The organism is Mesorhizobium liriopis, assembly GCF_024053505.1.
GTDB classification, from domain to species: domain Bacteria; phylum Pseudomonadota; class Alphaproteobacteria; order Rhizobiales; family Rhizobiaceae; genus Mesorhizobium_B; species Mesorhizobium_B liriopis.
In genome coordinates, this window is sequence record NZ_JAMXQS010000001.1 from 92,487 (window position 1) to 108,329 (window position 15,843).

Below are 15,843 nucleotides of genomic sequence, written 5' to 3' on the forward strand. Positions count from 1 at the left end.
CTCTCTGCAATGGATGTGCGGAATTGCGTCAATCCCGTTCCCAACGCGTCCGCTGTTGGAAAGATTTCAGTTGCCCGCTAGGGCCTTAGGTGGATCACGAACGCGTCTTGTGCTGTCCGTATCGATCTGCCGAACCAAGGCCGAACCTGCCGTTCAGCGGTTCGATCCCGGTTCATCTGACACAAGACACGTTCCTGATCCACAGCCAGCTCTAGGATCGGTGCTCCGGAAAATTGGTGTCGCCCTTGTTCTCGCCCATGGCCGTGCCTTTGCCTTCGGGCGCGCCTTGGGTCGTGTCCATGCCGGTGCCTGAACCCGTATCCGGATCGGCATGAGGGCGACGGATGAGGGGGGCAGCATCGCGCACCAGCGGGTGCAGGCCCTCTCCGCCATCGTCCAGACAAGCGAACAGCGCCTTGCGCATGCGCGGCTCCCAGAACTTGTTGATATGGGTCGCCACACCTTCCGCGCGATTTTCGGGCTTCTGCGAGTCGAAGAAGGTCGCGATCTGGTTGGCCATGCGGATCAGCTTGGCGTGAACCGAGTGGGCAGGATGCGCCTGCGCGCCGCGGTCCTGCTCTTCCGCCTCGTTCTGGCCCCACTGCGCTTCCATCTGCTCAGGCTGCATCGCTGACATCCTCTTGCCCCGCCTCCCGCCCGGTCGGGCCTTTGTCCTCCAGCAACGGCGCAATCCGCTCGGAATGGGTGAAGAGGTCGAACTCATCGCCCCGCACCAGCGCGCAAAGCGTGATGCCGGCACCATCCGCCGTGCGCACCGCGAGCGCGGTGGGAGCCGAAACCGCGATCAGCATCGACGCACCGATGGCCGCCGTCTTCTGCACCATCTCGACGGACACGCGGCTGGTAACGACCACGGCTCCGCTCGCGCCTTCGATTCCCTCGCTCGCCAGCGCCCCGGCGAGCTTGTCCAGCGCATTGTGCCGCCCGACATCCTCGCGTGCTGCGACAATGCCCTGGCGTGGCACATAGAAGCCCGCCGCGTGCACCGCGCCCGTCTGGCGATGAAATGGCTGCTTTTCGGACAAAAGCCTCACCGCTTCTGCCACCTGCGCGGCCGACAGTCTCAATCCGCCCACGACGGAAGGCACGCTGCGCATCGCCTCGTCGATCGACTCGATCCCGCAAAGCCCGCATCCCACCGGTCCCGCCAAGCGCCGCCGCCGCGCCTGAAACTTTTCCGATGCGCCTTCGCGAAGGCTGATCTGGATATCGATCCCGGCACCGGCCTCCTCGATGGCGATTTCCTCGATCTCTCCGGGCGAGCGAATGACGCCTTCGGTCAGCGAGAAGCCCAGCGCGAAATCATGCAGATCGGCAGGCGACGCCATCATCACCGCATGCGTCGTCCCACCATAGGACAGCGCAACAGGCGTTTCCTCGGGGATTGTGCGCTCGGCGGTGAAGTTCTTTTCGACCCGCTGCGCGAAACGAGATGCGGTCGTAAGGGGAGGGCGGCTCAAAGGGAGTTTGCCTCTCGTGATAAGGACGTCGCGGCCGCCCTCACTCGGCCGCTTCCAATCGTCCCTCGATCCGCCGCGAGCGCCGTGCGAGCGCGTCGTATTCTTCCTGCCAGTGCGACGGCCCGTTGGACGGCGAGACCTGAACGGCCGTCACCTTGTATTCGGGGCAGTTGGTGGCCCAGTCGGAGAAGTCGGTCGTGATCACATTGGCCTGCGTGTCGGGATGGTGGAAGGTCGTATAGACCACGCCCGGCGAAACGCGATCGGTGATCGTCGCGCGCAGGGTCGTCTCGCCCGCGCGGGACGCCAGCCGCACCCAGTCGCCATCGCGCAGGCCACGGTTTTCGGCATCGTGCGGATGGATCTCGAGCCGGTCTTCCTCGTGCCACACGACATTCTCCGTGCGCCGTGTCTGCGCACCGACATTGTACTGCGAGAGAATGCGTCCCGTGGTCAGCAGGAGCGGGAAGCGCGGGCCGGTCTTTTCGTCGGTCGCCACATATTCGGTGCGGATGAACTTGCCCTTGCCGCGCACGAAGCCGTCCACATGCATGATGGGCGAGCCGAGAGGCACCTTCTCGTTGCAGGGCCACTGCACCGAGCCGATCTCTTCGAGATAGGCATAAGAGACCTTGCTGAAGGTCGGCGTGGTCGCCGCGATCTCGTCCATGATCTGGCTCGGATGGGAGTAGTTCCAGTCGAGCCCCATGGCCTTCGCCAGGTTCTGCGTCACCTCCCAATCCGCATAGCCGTTCTTCGGGCTCATCACGCGGCGGACGCGGTTGATGCGCCGTTCGGCATTCGTGAAGGTCCCGTCCTTTTCGAGGAATGTCGAACCGGGCAGGAAGACATGCGCGTAGTTCGCCGTCTCGTTGAGGAACAGGTCCTGCACCACCACGCATTCCATCGCGGCGAGGCCCGCCGAGACGTGCTTGGTGTCGGGGTCGGACTGAAGAATATCCTCGCCCTGGATGTAGATGCCCTTGAACGAGCCATCGACGGCGGCATCCAGCATGTTCGGGATGCGCAGTCCCGGCTCGTCGGAGATTTCCACGCCCCAGAGCTTCTCGAAGATGTCGCGCGTGGCGTCGTCTGAAACGTGGCGGTAGCCCGGCAATTCGTGCGGGAACGAGCCCATGTCGCACGACCCCTGCACGTTGTTCTGCCCGCGCAACGGGTTCACGCCCACGCCCGGACGTCCGATATTGCCAGTGGCCATCGCGAGGTTCGCGATGCCGATCACCGTAGTCGAGCCTTGAGAGTGCTCGGTCACGCCCAGCCCGTAATAGATCGCGCCATTGCCGCCGCGCGCATAAAGCCGTGCAGCCCCGCGCAGGGTTTCGGCCGGCACGCCGGTCAGCGCCTCGGTCGCCTCCGGGCTGTGGCGCTCGTCGGACACGAACTCGGCCCAGTCCTGGAACTCGTCCCAGTCGCAGCGCGAGCGGACGAACGCTTCGTCGTAGAGGCCTTCCGAAACGATCACATGGCCGAGTGCGGTCACCACGGCGACATTCGTGCCGGGGCGAAGCTGCAGATGATAGTCGGCCGCGATATGCGCTGATTTCACCATGTCGATGCGGCGCGGATCGATCACGATCAGCTTGGCACCCTGCCGCAGCCGCTTCTTGAGCCGCGAGGCGAAGACCGGGTGACCGTCGGTCGGATTGGCGCCGATGATGACGGCCACATCGACATCCTCGACCGAGTCGAAGTTCTGCGTGCCCGCCGAAGTGCCATAGGTCTGGCCCAGGCCATAGCCCGTCGGCGAGTGGCAGACGCGCGCGCAGGTGTCGACATTGTTGTTGCGGAAGCCCGCGCGGATCAGCTTCTGAACGAGATAGGTTTCCTCATTCGTGCAGCGCGAGGACGTGATGCCACCGATGGACTCGCGCCCATACTGGTACTGGATGCGACGGAACTCGGAAGCCGTATGCGCCAGCGCCTCTTCCCACGAGACCTCGCGCCACGGATCCGAGATCTTCTCGCGGATCATCGGGTTCAGGATGCGGTCGCGGTGGGTCGAATAGCCATAGGCGAAGCGGCCCTTGACGCAGGAGTGGCCGCGATTGGCCTGGCCATCCTTCCACGGCACCATGCGGACCAGTTCCTCGCCGCGCATCTCGGCCTTGAACGAGCAGCCGACGCCGCAATAGGCGCAGGTGGTGACCACCGAATGCTCGGGCTGGCCGATCCGGATCACACTCTTTTCTGTCAGCGTCGCGGTCGGGCAGGCCTGCACGCAGGCGCCGCAGGACACGCATTCGGATTCGACGAAAGCCTCGTGCTGGCCCGGCGACACGCGCGAGCCGAAGCCGCGCCCTTCGATGGTCAGCGCGAAGGTGCCCTGCACTTCCTCGCAGGCCCGCACGCAGCGCGAGCACACGATGCATTTGGATGGATCGTAGGTGAAATAGGGATTGGACTCGTCCTTGGGCAACCAGTTGAAATTGACGCCGACCCCGTCGCCATTGGCTTGGCGCGCCTTCACATGGTTCTCGCCCTCATAGCCGTAGCGCACATCGCGCAGGCCGACCGCGCCTGCCATGTCCTGCAATTCGCAGTCGCCATTAGCCGCGCAAGTGAGGCAGTCCAGCGGGTGATCGGAGATGTAAAGCTCCATCACGCCCTTGCGGATGTCCTTCAGCCGCGAGGTCTGCGTGTGCACCACCATGCCGGGCCCGACCGGCGTCGTGCAGGAAGCCGGCGTGCCCGGACGGCCTTCGATCTCGACCAGACAGAGGCGGCAGGAGCCGAAGGCATCCACCATATCGGTCGCGCAAAGCTTCGGCACCGAAATACCGGCCTCCTTCGAGGCGCGCATGATCGAGGTGCCCTCGGGCACGGTGATTGTCTTTCCGTCGATGGAAAGGGAAACGAGCTTTTCCGACCGGGAAGCCGGGGTGCCGAAGTCGATTTCAGGAACGAGACCCATCAGTGCCTCCTGAGCTTAGTGGATTGGTGCCCGCCGTTTCCCCGGCGAGCGTTGCGGCAACGAGAGCGTTGGCATGTCCGTGGCCGATGCCGTGCTCGGACTTCAGCCAGTTGACGATCTGCATATGCTTGAGGGCCGTCTGAGACCGGATCAGCCCCTGCCAATGGCGGATCGGCTTGCCATAGGTCTTCTCGATTGAAGGAAAATAGGACGCCGGTCCTTTGACCTTTGCGGTTTCACTCATTCCGCCGCCTCCCGCATTGGAGCAGGCCTGAAATCCTCCGGGAAATGCGTCATCGCGCTCGTCACCGGATAGGGCGTGAAGCCGCCCAGCGCACAGAGCGAGCCGAACTTCATCGTGTTGCAGAGGTCGGCGACGAGCGCGAGGTTTTTCTCGGGCTCGACGCCCATCCGAACCTTGTCCAGCGTCTCGACCCCGCGTGTCGAGCCGATCCGGCACGGCGTGCACTTGCCGCAGCTTTCGGCCGCGCAGAACTCCATCGCGAAACGCGCCATATGCAGCATGTCGGCGGTGTCGTCGAACACGGTGATGCCCGCATGCCCGATCAGCCCGTCCTTGGCCGCGAAGGCTTCGTAGTCGAAAGGCGTGTCGAAGAGGGCCGGCGGAAAATAGGCGCCGAGCGGTCCACCCACCTGCACGGCCTTCACCGGCCGACCGCTCCCGGTGCCGCCGCCGATCTTTTCGACGATTTCGCCCAGCGTCAGCCCGAACGCCGTCTCAAAGAGGCCGCCATAGCGGACATTGCCCGCGATCTGGATCGGGATGGTGCCGCGCGAGCGGCCAAGCCCGAAATCCTTGTAGAACTGCGCGCCACGGTCGAGGATCACCGGCACGGACGCCAGCGAGATCACGTTGTTGATCACCGTCGGCTTGTTGAAGAGCCCCTTATGCGCGGGCAGGGGAGGCTTGGCGCGCACGACGCCACGCTTGCCTTCGAGGCTGTTCAGCAGCGAGGTTTCCTCGCCGCACACATAGGCGCCGGCCCCCATGCGCACTTCCATGTCGAAGCTGTTCGCGGTGCCGAGCACGCTGGGACCCAGGATCTTCGCCGCCCGCGCGATGCGGATCGCCCGCTCCATCGTCTTGATGGCGTGAGGATATTCCGAGCGGATATAGACGAAGCCCTTGGTCGCCCCTGTCGCGATGCCGGCGATCGCCATGCCTTCGATGAGAACGAACGGGTCGCCCTCCATGATCATGCGGTCGGCGAAGGTCCCGCTGTCGCCTTCATCCGCATTGCAGACGATGTATTTGCGGTCATCCACCGCTTCGAGCACGGTCTTCCACTTGATGCCGGTCGGAAAGCCTGCCCCGCCGCGCCCGCGAAGGCCTGACTCGGTCACTTCCGCGACGATTGCGGTCGGTGTCAGCCCAACCGCGCGCTTCAGCCCAGCCAAGCCGCCATGCGCCTGGTAGTCGTCCAGCGACAGCGGATCGGTCAGCCCGCAGCGCGCGAAGGTCAGGCGCGTCTGGTTCTTGAGAAAGGGAATGTCGTTGGTGATGCCGAGCGACAACCGGTGCGAGCCGCCCTCGACGAGACCGGCATCGAAAAGCCCGGCAACATCGCCAGCCTTCACCGGCCCGTAGGCGACGCGGCCCGCAGCCGTCTCGATCTCGACCAGCGGCTCCAGCCAGACCATGCCGCGCGAGCCGTTGCGCACCACCGTGGCATCGAGCCCGCGTGAGGCGATCTCCCGCTCGACCGCAGCAGCCACCTTGTCGGCGCCGAGTGCGAGCGCTGCCGAATCGCACGGCACATAGATGCGCACGCTCATCGCCGCACCTCGTCCACGATTTCGTCGATCACATCCGCGTCGAGCCGGCCGAACACCTGCCCGTCGAGCATGGCCGCCGGCGCGCAGGCGCAAAGACCGAGGCAATAGACGGGCTCCAGCGTTACCGCATCGTCGCTCGTCGTCTGGTGAAACCCGATGCCGAGCTTGGCCTGCAACTGCACGAGCACCATATCGCCGCCGCTTGCCTGGCAGGCCTCGGCGCGACACACCTTCAACACGTGCCGTCCTGCCGGATGCGTGCGGTAGTCATGGTAGAACGTCATCACGCCATGCGCCTCGGCGCGCGAGATATTGAGCGCCTCCGCCACGATCGGCAGCGCTTCGGGCGGCACATAGCCGAACTCCTCCTGCAATCCGTGCAGGATCGGAAGCATGGGTCCTTCAAGGCCTTTGCAAGCGTCGATCACGGACGCCACGCGCTCAGTCACCTCGGTACTTGCAGGCTGCAAAGACATGCAGCGCCCTCCCCAAGTCTCCTCAATCGGACGAAAGCAGAGTTCGACGCGCTATTCAATAAAGCAATATCGTTGCTTGATAGGATTTTTCGATCAATCGACCGAATTATTCTATATTGCGCTGCAGCATTTTGCTCAGCGATCGGGCTTCATCTATCAAGGCGGAAACCAGCGGCGAATGCGGATCGCGTCTCGCGATCACCAAGCCGACCGAATGCCGCGCATAGGGTTTCACGATCGGCACCGCGCGGATGGTTTCGGCGAAGCCCAGCGTTTCCGCGAGGTTGAGCGGCATGATCGACGCCCATTTGCCGGTTCGGATATGGGAAAACAGCACGATCATCGAATTGGACTCAAGTGTCGGGCGGACCTCCGATCCGGCCTCGGCCAGATGATGGTCGATGATGCGCCGGTTCTGCATGTCCGGCGTCAGAAGACAGAGCGGCAGCTGCGCGACTTCCGCCCATGATACGGAGTCCGCATCCGCGTAAGGGTTTCCGGACGCGATGATCAGCCGATACTCTTCTGAATAGAGCGGGATGCTTTCGACGCGCCCCAGCGGCTCGTTGTCGAGATAGGTCAGGCCGGCATCGACCTCAAAGTTCCCGAGCAGCGACAGGATTTCCACGGACGTCCGCGACAGGATCGAAAACGAGATGCCGGGATGCCTGGCGCGCAAGGGCGTCGTGATGTGAGGCGTCATGGCGAGTGCCGTCGGAATGGCCGCGATCCGCAGCCGTCCCGACAGACCGGAGCGCGCCGCGCGCATCTCGTCGCGCATGGCGCGCGCATCGCCTGCGATCCGCCGCGCCCAGCCCAGCACCTGCTCGCCCTCCGCCGTCAGGCCCTGAAAGCGGGACCCGCGATTGACCAGCGTGACGCCAAGCTCCTGCTCCAGTGCCTTGATGGCTGCCGAAAGTGTGGGCTGCGTCACCCCCAGCTCTTCCGCCGCCCGCCCGAAATGCCGCTCACGGGCGAGCGCGATGAAAGCTTCGAGCTTGTCGATCATGCGCGGGGCAGGGGCAGAGCGTGCGTCATTGCCGAACAGGATAGCGCCAATGGCGACGCACGAGAAGCCTCGACAAATATACCCCCACCCCCTATATCTTTAGCCGTCTCGAGGGAAGTTCCGATGTCCCATCTCGTTTCCGAAAAGCCCAGGCTTCTCGCCCGCGTGCGCCGCCTTCGCGGTCAGCTCGATGCCGTCGAGCGTGCGCTCGAGGCCGAGATCGGTTGCGCTGACGTGCTGATGCTCGTCGCTTCCATGCGTGGCGCCATCAACGGCCTGACCGCGGAACTGATGGACGATCACCTGCGCGAGCACGTGCTGAATGCCGAGAGCGAAGCAGACCGCGAAAAGGGCGTCGCGGAACTGAGCGAAGTCGTGCGGAGATATCTGAAATGAGCGCCGCCCATCATCATGACCACGCGCCGGTGACTGGCGCGCACGACCACGTCTTTCTGGGCGACGAACACAGTCGCAACGAGCGGCGCACATGGCTCGTCATCGCGCTGACCGCTTCCATGATGGTGATCGAGATCGTCGCCGGCACGATCTACGGCTCGATGGCATTGGTCGCCGATGGCTGGCATATGTCCACCCATGCGGCGGCCATGCTGATCGCAGCGCTCGCCTATCTCTATGCCCGCAAACACGCGCGCAACCCGCGCTTCACCTTCGGCACCGGCAAGATGGGCGATCTCGCCGGCTTCGCGAGTGCCGTGGTGCTGGCGCTCATCGCACTTCTGATCGGCTGGGAAAGCTTTCTGCGCTTCCGCTCGCCCGTGCCCATCGACTTCACGCAGGCGATCCTCGTCGCAGTGGTCGGCCTTCTGGTCAATCTCGCCAGCGCCTGGCTTCTGCGCGACGACCACCATCATCACGGTGGCGGCCATGGGCATCATCACGGTCACGACCACCATCACGATCACGAGCATGACCACCACGGCGGGGGCAGGGACAACAATCTCCGCGCCGCCTATCTCCACGTCCTCGCCGACGCCCTGACCTCCGTTCTCGCCATCGTCGCACTTCTGGCCGGCAGCCTTTACGGCTGGATCTGGCTCGACCCGCTGATGGGCGTGGTCGGCGCGCTCGTCATCGCGCGCTGGTCGTGGGGGCTCATTCGCGATGCCGGCGGCGTGCTGCTCGACTATGTGCCGCCGAGCGAGGATCTTCCGTCGGAAATCCGCCAGGCCGTCGAGGCCGGAGGCGACCGCATCACGGACCTCCATGTCTGGCAGCTCGGCCCCGGCCATCACGGCGCCATCGTCGCGCTCACATCTGACAACCCGATGGCGCCCTCGCACTATCGCGAGAAGCTTGCCCATATCCACGATCTGTCCCATGTGACGATCGAGGTCGAGCCAAAGGCCGCATGAGCCGGCGCTTGGTGCAAAGGCCGATCTGCCTTATGTGATCGAACGTCCGTTTCGCCGAAAGTTCGCGTCATGAGTGTCACCAAGGAAACCGTTCTCGAACGCCTGCGAACCGTGCGCGGGCCCGATCTGGAAGATGACATCGTGGCGCTCGGCATGGTGTCCGATATCTTCATTGCCGACAGCAAGGTGTTCTTCTCGATCACGGTTCCGGCGGCCCGCGCCAAGGAACTCGAACCTCTTCGTGCCGCTGCCGAGCGCACGGTGAAGAGCATGGAAGGTGTCACCGATGCGATGGTGGCGCTCACCGCCGAGCGCAAGGGCGGCGGCATGGAGAACGCCCCGCCGCGTCCCAAGCCCACGATGCCGGCAGCACGCCCCCAGCCGACGCCTGCCGCGCGTGGGTCTGCGCATCACGGCCACGCTCATCCGCCCGCCGCGGCACCGTCGGGCCCTCAGGCGTCCAGGCGCGGCGTGCCCGGCGTGGAGAAGATCATCGCGGTCGCGTCCGGCAAGGGCGGCGTGGGCAAGTCCACCACGGCCGTCAACCTCGCGCTCGCACTGGCCGCCACCGGCAGCCAAGTCGGCATTCTCGATGCCGATATCTACGGCCCCTCGCTGCCGCGCCTCATGGGCCTTTCCGGCAAGCCCGAAACCCGCGACGGGCGCATTCTCCAGCCGATGCAGCGCTATGGCGTGAAAGTCATGAGCATGGGCTTCCTCGTCGAGGAAGACACGCCGATGATCTGGCGCGGGCCGATGGTCATGTCCGCACTTTCGCAGCTGTTGCGCGAGGTCGATTGGGCGCCGCTCGACATTCTCGTGGTCGATATGCCCCCCGGCACCGGCGACGCGCAACTGACCATGGCCCAGCAGGTGCCGCTGGCCGGCGCCGTCATCGTCTCGACCCCGCAGGACCTGGCGCTGATCGATGCCCGCAAGGGCCTCAACATGTTCAAGAAGGTCGATGTGCCGGTGCTTGGGTTGGTCGAGAACATGAGCTACTTCGTGGCCCCCGATACCGGCAAACGCTACGACATCTTCGGCCATGGCGGCGCGCGCGAGGAAGCGGCCCGCATCGGCGCGGCTTTCCTCGGCGAAGTGCCGATCGAGATGCGCATCCGCGAAACCTCCGATCAGGGCACACCCGTCACGGCGGCCGACCCGGATGGCCGTGAGGCGGCACCCTATCGCGCCATCGCGCGGAAGGTTCTCGAGCGGCTCGATGAGGTCGCGCAGGCCGACGCCGCTCCGGCGATCGTGTTCGAGTAGCGCGGCCCGCCCTAACCTCAGTGGCAAAATGCGCCTTGCTCACCGCCGGGCGCTGATCTATCCCATCCCAAAAGTCATACTTTTCGGGATGGGACCGCAGCCATGGCCGGCAACGCCACCAAGAAGAAGCTCCGTTCGCAGGAGTGGTTCGACAATCCCGACAATCCGGGCATGACCGCGCTCTATCTCGAGCGCTATCTCAACTACGGGCTGACACGCGCCGAGCTGCAATCGGGCAAGCCGATCATCGGCATCGCCCAGACGGGCTCCGATCTGAGCCCCTGCAACCGCCACCATGTCGAGCTTGCCAAGCGCGTCCGCGAAGGCATCGTGTCGGAAGGCGGCATCGTTCTCGAGTTTCCCTGCCACCCGATCCAGGAAACGGGAAAGCGCCCCACCGCCGGCCTCGACCGCAACCTGGCTTATCTCAGCCTCGTCGAGGTGCTTTACGGCTATCCGCTCGACGGCGTGGTGCTGACCATCGGCTGCGACAAGACCACGCCAGCCCTTCTGATGGGCGCGGCCACCGTCAACATTCCCGCCATCGCGCTCTCCGTCGGGCCGATGCTGAACGGCTGGCACAAGGGCCGGCGCACGGGCTCGGGCACCATCGTCTGGGAGTCGCGTCAGCGCCTTTCCGCGGGCGAGATCGACTACGAGGAGTTCATGCAGATCGTGTCGTCGTCCGCGCCCAGCGTCGGCTATTGCAACACGATGGGCACCGCGACCACGATGAACTCACTCGCCGAAGCGCTCGGCATGCAGCTGCCCGGCTCTGCCGCGATCCCCGCGCCCTATCGTGAGCGCGGCCAGATCGCTTACGAGACGGGCCGCCGCATCGTCGGCATGGTGGAGGAAGACCTGAAGCCTTCCGACATCATGACCCGCGAAGCTTTCGAGAATGCCATCGTCGTCAATTCCGCCATCGGCGGCTCGACCAATGCGCCGATCCACCTGAATGCCATCGCCCGCCATCTCGGGGTGCCGCTCGACAATGACGACTGGCAGCGCATCGGCCACAAGATCCCGCTCCTCGTGAACCTCCAGCCGGCCGGCGAGTATCTCGGTGAGGACTATCACCATGCCGGCGGCGTGCAGGCCGTGGTGCGCGAATTGATCAAGGCCGATCTCCTGCCGCATCCGAATGCCTTGACCGCCAACGGCGCGGCGATCGGCGAGAATTCGTCCTACATCAAGACCGAGAATTACGAGGTCATCCGCTCCGTTGCCGACCCGCTGAAGAAGGAAGCCGGCTTCATCAACCTGCGCGGCAACCTGTTCGATTCCGCGATCATGAAGACCTCGGTGATCTCGGAGGAATTCCAGACGCGCTATTTGTCGAATCCGGATGACCCGATGGCCTTCGAAGGACCTGCCATGGTGTTCGACGGCCCGGAAGACTACCATGCCCGCATCGACGATCCCGCGCTCGGCATCGACGAGCACACGATCCTTTTCATGCGCGGCGCCGGTCCTGTCGGTTATCCGGGTGCGGCCGAGGTCGTGAACATGCAGCCGCCGGCCTACCTCATCAAGAAGGGCATCCACGCGCTGCCCTGCATCGGCGACGGTCGCCAGTCGGGCACCTCGGGCTCGCCCTCGATCCTCAACGCCTCGCCGGAAGCAGCGGCCGGCGGGGGCCTGGCCCTTCTGCGTACCGGCGACCGCGTGCGTATCGATCTCAAGGCGGGCAGGGCCGATATCCTGATCTCGGACGAGGAACTGGCCCAGCGCCGGGCCGCACTGCAGGCCGAGGGCGGCTACAAATACCCCGCCCACCAGACGCCCTGGCAGGAGATCCAGCGCACCTTCGTCAACCAGATGGCGGAAGGTGCCATCCTCCTGCCGGCCGCGAAATATCAGGATATCGCCCACCGCAACGGCGTGCCACGCGACAATCACTGATCCTGCCTCTCACAGCGGCGTGACCCATGGTGAACGCATCCTTCAGGAGGCATTCATCGTTGGGGCGCGAAGCTTGCGCTCGATGGGATTGATCGGTCGTAAGCCACAGGCGGCCCATCGGCCCCGACCGTGAAAGGGAGTTGATACCATGAAGACATTCATGATCGGCGCGCTGGCGCTCACGATGGCCTCGACATTCGCTGCGCCAAGCTTTGCGCAGACCTATCGCTCGGAAGCGCGTGAAGCCCGTCAGGACTATCGCATCGAACGACAGCTTCGCCGTGGCGAGATCACCCCGCGCGAATATCGCCGGTTGATGCGCCAGCAGGAGCGCATCGATCGCAGCCAGCGTCGCGCGGCGCGGGACGGCGTGATCACCTGGCGCGAGCGCCAGCGGATCGAGCGCCAGCAGAACCGTGCTTCGCGCAACATTTATCGGAAGTCGCACAACGGCCGTTACGTGTACTAAGCCGTTCGACAAACGCGAAGACGAAGGGCCGGGACGCATAAGCGTCCCGGCCCTTTTTCATGTCGGCGCGTTGTTGCCTACCAGCGGTCGTAGAACCCGCCATAAATAATGCCGCCCCGCACGAACGGCCCGTCATTGTAGAGCCGGGCCCGGCGATCCGCGCGTCGGTCCAGATCGATGCGTTGCAGGCATTCGGCGAAGCTCGCCGTGCCGGGCCGGAAGCCGTAATCGCGACACTGGATCTCGTCGTTCCGCCTGACTTCCGCGGGGCTCAATGTTGTGCAGCCGCCGATCGCGGCGGCAGTCAGAAGAAGAAAAACAACGCGCGCGCGCATGGCCCGATCACCCTGAATGAAGCTTCCAACGCATCATAGAACAAGCATGCGCCGAGGCCAGAAGCTTCGGTCAGCTTCACGCAAGCCTGAATGGTCTACATGCGGATGCGCATCGAGTGAGGACGGCCCCGAAAGGCCGACCCCGCATAAAAAGAAAGCGAAGTGCTTTCTTCCCTTTTGCGAGGGGCGCGGACCGAAAGCAGCCCGCCTCAACCGGCGGGCTTTTTTCGTTTCGCCAGCATATCGCCTTCTCGATCCAGCCTCGCATCAGCAAATTCGACGCATGTTGGCAGCAACCGATTCACCATTGCCGGTGAATCCCAGCATGGTCGTGCCCGATTCGGGAATCTGTGCCGGCTTTTCAATTCCCCGGTAAGCTTTGGCGTGAGAAAAATCTCGCTCAAGAGCAAGGCCATTCTAACGCAAGACAGGGGTCGTTTCGGTGTCCGTTTCAATCGCGCGAGAGCAGGGAGCGTTCGTTCGCTGGCCTTCCGCCACGCCGCAAGAGGCGAGCGCGACGGCACCTGCTCTCACGACCGTCCGGGAAACACCGTCCCACTCGGCACCGGCCGCCGCGCCGTCTCGCGGCGCCGCCGAACTGTCTCAGGCACTCGCCGCCTTTCTTTCGCAGTACAACGACAATTCCAGCAACGGTGCGACGGCTTCCGCCCGCCATGTCGCCGAGGCCTATGGTGCGGCGTCTGAAACCTTCGAGGCATCGAGCAGCGCCGCCCCTTCGTCCGTTTCGCCGACTGCCATCGACAGCGCGCTCGACGGTCTCCAGGCCGATTTCGACAGCCTGATCTACAATCTGCGCTCGGTAAACGCCCAGCAGGCCGATCCGAGCCGGCCCATGGGCTCGTCCTACACGATGCCTGGCACCAAGAGCACCGATACGGTCACGCAGATGAAGTCGGACGTCGCCGATTTCGTGGGCGGTCTGATGAAGGTGACGCTGGCCATCGGGCAGAACGACCCGGCACGCGAGGCGGCAGCGCCGGCTGCTCAACCGCCGGCTTTCCCGGTCGCCACGCCTTCGGCGCCAACGAGCGCACAGCCGGTGGTGGAAACCGATAAGGCGCTGCAGGCGACCGTCCTCTACAGGCCTGAATCCGCTGCGCCCACCGCCGCAGCCAAGGTTTTCACCGGCTACAACCCGAATGATCAGCGCTCCTCGCTGTTCGGCCGCCTGCAGCGCCACTTCAGCGAGCTTTGATCCGCCTCAATAACCCAGGCTCTTGCGCGGCAGGAGAATATTGGCATGCCGCGCGCGCAAACCGTCATCAGTCTGTTTCGAGACGTGGCGCGGAAAGCGGGTCGCGAGGATGCGCTTCTTTTCCTCGATCGCGCGCTGCAAACTGTCCGGCCGTCCCTTTTCGTTCCATTCCTTGGGGCTGAAACGATCGCCGATGGCGGGGTAGAAATATTCCGTCTGCATCAGCGAAAGCGTCTGCTCGTGGCCGAGATAGTGGCCCGGCCCGTTCAGGCAGACATCCGCGATGGTTTCGACCGAAAGCGCTTCGTCCGTCACCTCGATCCCGCGCACGCAGCGTTGGCAGTGGCCGAGCATGTCATTGTCGATCAGGAGGCTTTCGAGGCAGAAGCCGAGCAGCGAGGCATGCATGCCGGCGGACTCGTAGACGAGATTAAGGCCAGACAGTCCCGCCATCACATTGGTGATGCCCTTCTCGTAACCCGACTGGATATCGGGCAGCTTGGCATCCGCCATGCCGGCCGCCGAGCCGCCCGGCAGGTCGTAGAACTGCGCCATCTGCCCGCAGGCGGCGGTCAGCAGCGCCTGCTCGGCCGAGCCGCCCGACATCGCGCCGGTGCGCAGGTCGGACACGAAGGGCCATGTGCCGAAGATGCAAGGATGGCCGGGCTTGATGGCGTTCACATAGACGAGCCCCGCCAGAACTTCCGCCACCGCCTGCACCACCGCACCCGCAATCGCGGCCGGCGCCGTCGCGCCCGCCTGGCCGGCTGAAAGCAAGAGGATCGGGATGCCGCCTTCGACGCAGGCTTCGAGCACGCCGCAGGCGTCCTCGGCGAACTTCATGGGCGGCACCACGAAGCAGTTGGAGTTGGACACGAAGGGCCGCGCCCGGAATTTCTCCTCGCCGCCCGCAATGGCATAAAGCATGTCGAGCGCAGGCTTGACGTTCTCGCGCACCGTGAAGCTCGTGCCCACATGCTTGGACGTGCCCATCACGCAGGCGTAAAGCGTGTTGAGGTCCATATCGAGCGGATCGGGAATATCGCGCGGCACCATGGGGCGCTGGAAGAAGTGGATGTTGTCGCAGCCATCCACGATGCGCGCGGCGTCATAGATGTCCTGAAGCAGCGACTCGCGATATTCGCGCTTTTCCACATCGACCACATGCACGGCCGCACCTGCCGTGCCGTAATGCACGCGCGTGCCGCCAACCTGCATGTCGTGGCGCGGGTCCTGCCCGTGAAGCGTGATGTTGCGCGCGGCCTTGGCGATCGTGTCGAGAACCAGCCGGCGCGGGAAACGGATGCGCCCATCCTGGCCCAGTTCGGCACCCGCGCCCCTCAGCGCCTGGATGGCCGATGGGATGGCGTTCGCAAAGCCGACCGTTTCGAGAAGCGTCAGGACGGCTTCATGGATGCGCTCGAGATCGCGCTGGTCGAGCGGCCTGTAGCGCCCGCCCTCCATGCCGGGCCGGATGGGGCGGACATCTTCCGCCAGCGGCGCGGATCGCAATGCCCGCCGCGCCTCACGCCCGCCTGATCGCCTTCCCCCCGCCGGCTTCTCCACCGTCATCGACATCGC

Annotated in this window: 15 protein-coding genes; 6 read left to right on the top strand and 9 right to left on the bottom strand. The window is 64.5% G+C overall.

What is annotated here, in order from left to right:
• Window positions 1–211: 211 nt before the first annotated feature.
• From NGM99_RS00465 to NGM99_RS00495, 7 genes are all read right to left on the bottom strand, one after another.
• Window positions 212–520: a formate dehydrogenase subunit delta gene (locus NGM99_RS00465; protein ID WP_252815795.1), complete on the bottom strand. Its 309-nt coding sequence runs from the start codon at window positions 518–520 to the stop codon at window positions 212–214.
• Window positions 521–617: 97 nt separating this feature from the next.
• The gene (gene fdhD, locus NGM99_RS00470; protein WP_252815084.1) at window positions 618–1,481 is read right to left on the bottom strand and encodes a formate dehydrogenase accessory sulfurtransferase FdhD; all 864 of its coding nucleotides are present in this window, start codon (window positions 1,479–1,481) and stop codon (window positions 618–620) included.
• 40 nt (window positions 1,482–1,521) lie between these two features.
• Complete coding sequence (gene fdhF, locus NGM99_RS00475; protein WP_252815085.1) at window positions 1,522–4,413, bottom strand: formate dehydrogenase subunit alpha; 2,892 nt, start codon at window positions 4,411–4,413, stop codon at window positions 1,522–1,524.
• Entirely contained in the window at window positions 4,397–4,657 is a 261-nt protein-coding gene (locus NGM99_RS00480; protein WP_252815086.1) for a DUF4287 domain-containing protein, read from the bottom strand. Before NGM99_RS00480 ends, fdhF begins: the two co-directional genes overlap by 17 nt.
• Window positions 4,654–6,210: a formate dehydrogenase beta subunit gene (locus tag NGM99_RS00485; RefSeq protein WP_252815087.1), complete on the bottom strand. Its 1,557-nt coding sequence runs from the start codon at window positions 6,208–6,210 to the stop codon at window positions 4,654–4,656. The genes NGM99_RS00480 and NGM99_RS00485 overlap by 4 nt, the downstream gene beginning before the upstream one ends.
• Window positions 6,207–6,686 carry a formate dehydrogenase subunit gamma gene (locus NGM99_RS00490; RefSeq protein ID WP_252815088.1) on the bottom strand — a complete coding sequence of 160 codons (480 nt, stop codon included), beginning with the start codon at window positions 6,684–6,686 and terminating at the stop codon, window positions 6,207–6,209. The genes NGM99_RS00485 and NGM99_RS00490 overlap by 4 nt, the downstream gene beginning before the upstream one ends.
• A 106-nt stretch (window positions 6,687–6,792) precedes the next feature.
• The gene (locus tag NGM99_RS00495) at window positions 6,793–7,695 is read right to left on the bottom strand and encodes a LysR family transcriptional regulator (RefSeq protein WP_252815089.1); all 903 of its coding nucleotides are present in this window, start codon (window positions 7,693–7,695) and stop codon (window positions 6,793–6,795) included.
• Window positions 7,696–7,818: 123 nt separating this feature from the next.
• Here NGM99_RS00495 and NGM99_RS00500 point away from each other — a divergent pair, with 123 nt between their 5' ends.
• The 5 genes from NGM99_RS00500 to NGM99_RS00520 all read left to right on the top strand — a co-directional run bounded on the left by NGM99_RS00500 (window position 7,819) and on the right by NGM99_RS00520 (window position 12,711).
• Window positions 7,819–8,091, top strand: a complete 273-nt coding sequence (locus NGM99_RS00500; RefSeq protein ID WP_252815090.1) for a metal/formaldehyde-sensitive transcriptional repressor — start codon at window positions 7,819–7,821, stop codon at window positions 8,089–8,091.
• The gene (gene dmeF / locus NGM99_RS00505; RefSeq protein WP_252815091.1) at window positions 8,088–9,068 is read left to right on the top strand and encodes a CDF family Co(II)/Ni(II) efflux transporter DmeF; all 981 of its coding nucleotides are present in this window, start codon (window positions 8,088–8,090) and stop codon (window positions 9,066–9,068) included. The genes NGM99_RS00500 and dmeF overlap by 4 nt, the downstream gene beginning before the upstream one ends.
• Window positions 9,069–9,137: 69 nt before the next feature.
• A complete protein-coding gene (locus NGM99_RS00510) occupies window positions 9,138–10,337 on the top strand; it encodes an Mrp/NBP35 family ATP-binding protein (protein WP_252815092.1) in 1,200 nt (399 codons plus the stop codon).
• Between the two features lie 102 nt (window positions 10,338–10,439).
• Complete coding sequence (locus tag NGM99_RS00515) at window positions 10,440–12,242, top strand: IlvD/Edd family dehydratase (RefSeq protein WP_252815093.1); 1,803 nt, start codon at window positions 10,440–10,442, stop codon at window positions 12,240–12,242.
• Between the two features lie 148 nt (window positions 12,243–12,390).
• Window positions 12,391–12,711, top strand: a complete 321-nt coding sequence (locus NGM99_RS00520; RefSeq protein WP_252815094.1) for a hypothetical protein — start codon at window positions 12,391–12,393, stop codon at window positions 12,709–12,711.
• Between the two features lie 77 nt (window positions 12,712–12,788).
• Here the strand turns inward: NGM99_RS00520 and NGM99_RS00525 are convergent, their stop codons facing one another.
• Complete coding sequence (locus tag NGM99_RS00525) at window positions 12,789–13,046, bottom strand: hypothetical protein (RefSeq protein ID WP_252815095.1); 258 nt, start codon at window positions 13,044–13,046, stop codon at window positions 12,789–12,791.
• 442 nt (window positions 13,047–13,488) lie between these two features.
• Here NGM99_RS00525 and NGM99_RS00530 point away from each other — a divergent pair, with 442 nt between their 5' ends.
• Window positions 13,489–14,262, top strand: a complete 774-nt coding sequence (locus NGM99_RS00530) for a hypothetical protein (protein ID WP_252815096.1) — start codon at window positions 13,489–13,491, stop codon at window positions 14,260–14,262.
• 6 nt (window positions 14,263–14,268) lie between these two features.
• Here NGM99_RS00530 and NGM99_RS00535 read toward each other — a convergent pair whose 3' ends face one another.
• On the bottom strand, window positions 14,269–15,840 hold the full coding sequence (locus tag NGM99_RS00535) for a trimethylamine methyltransferase family protein (protein ID WP_252815097.1): 1,572 nt from the start codon (window positions 15,838–15,840) through the stop codon (window positions 14,269–14,271).
• Window positions 15,841–15,843 lie beyond the last annotated feature (3 nt).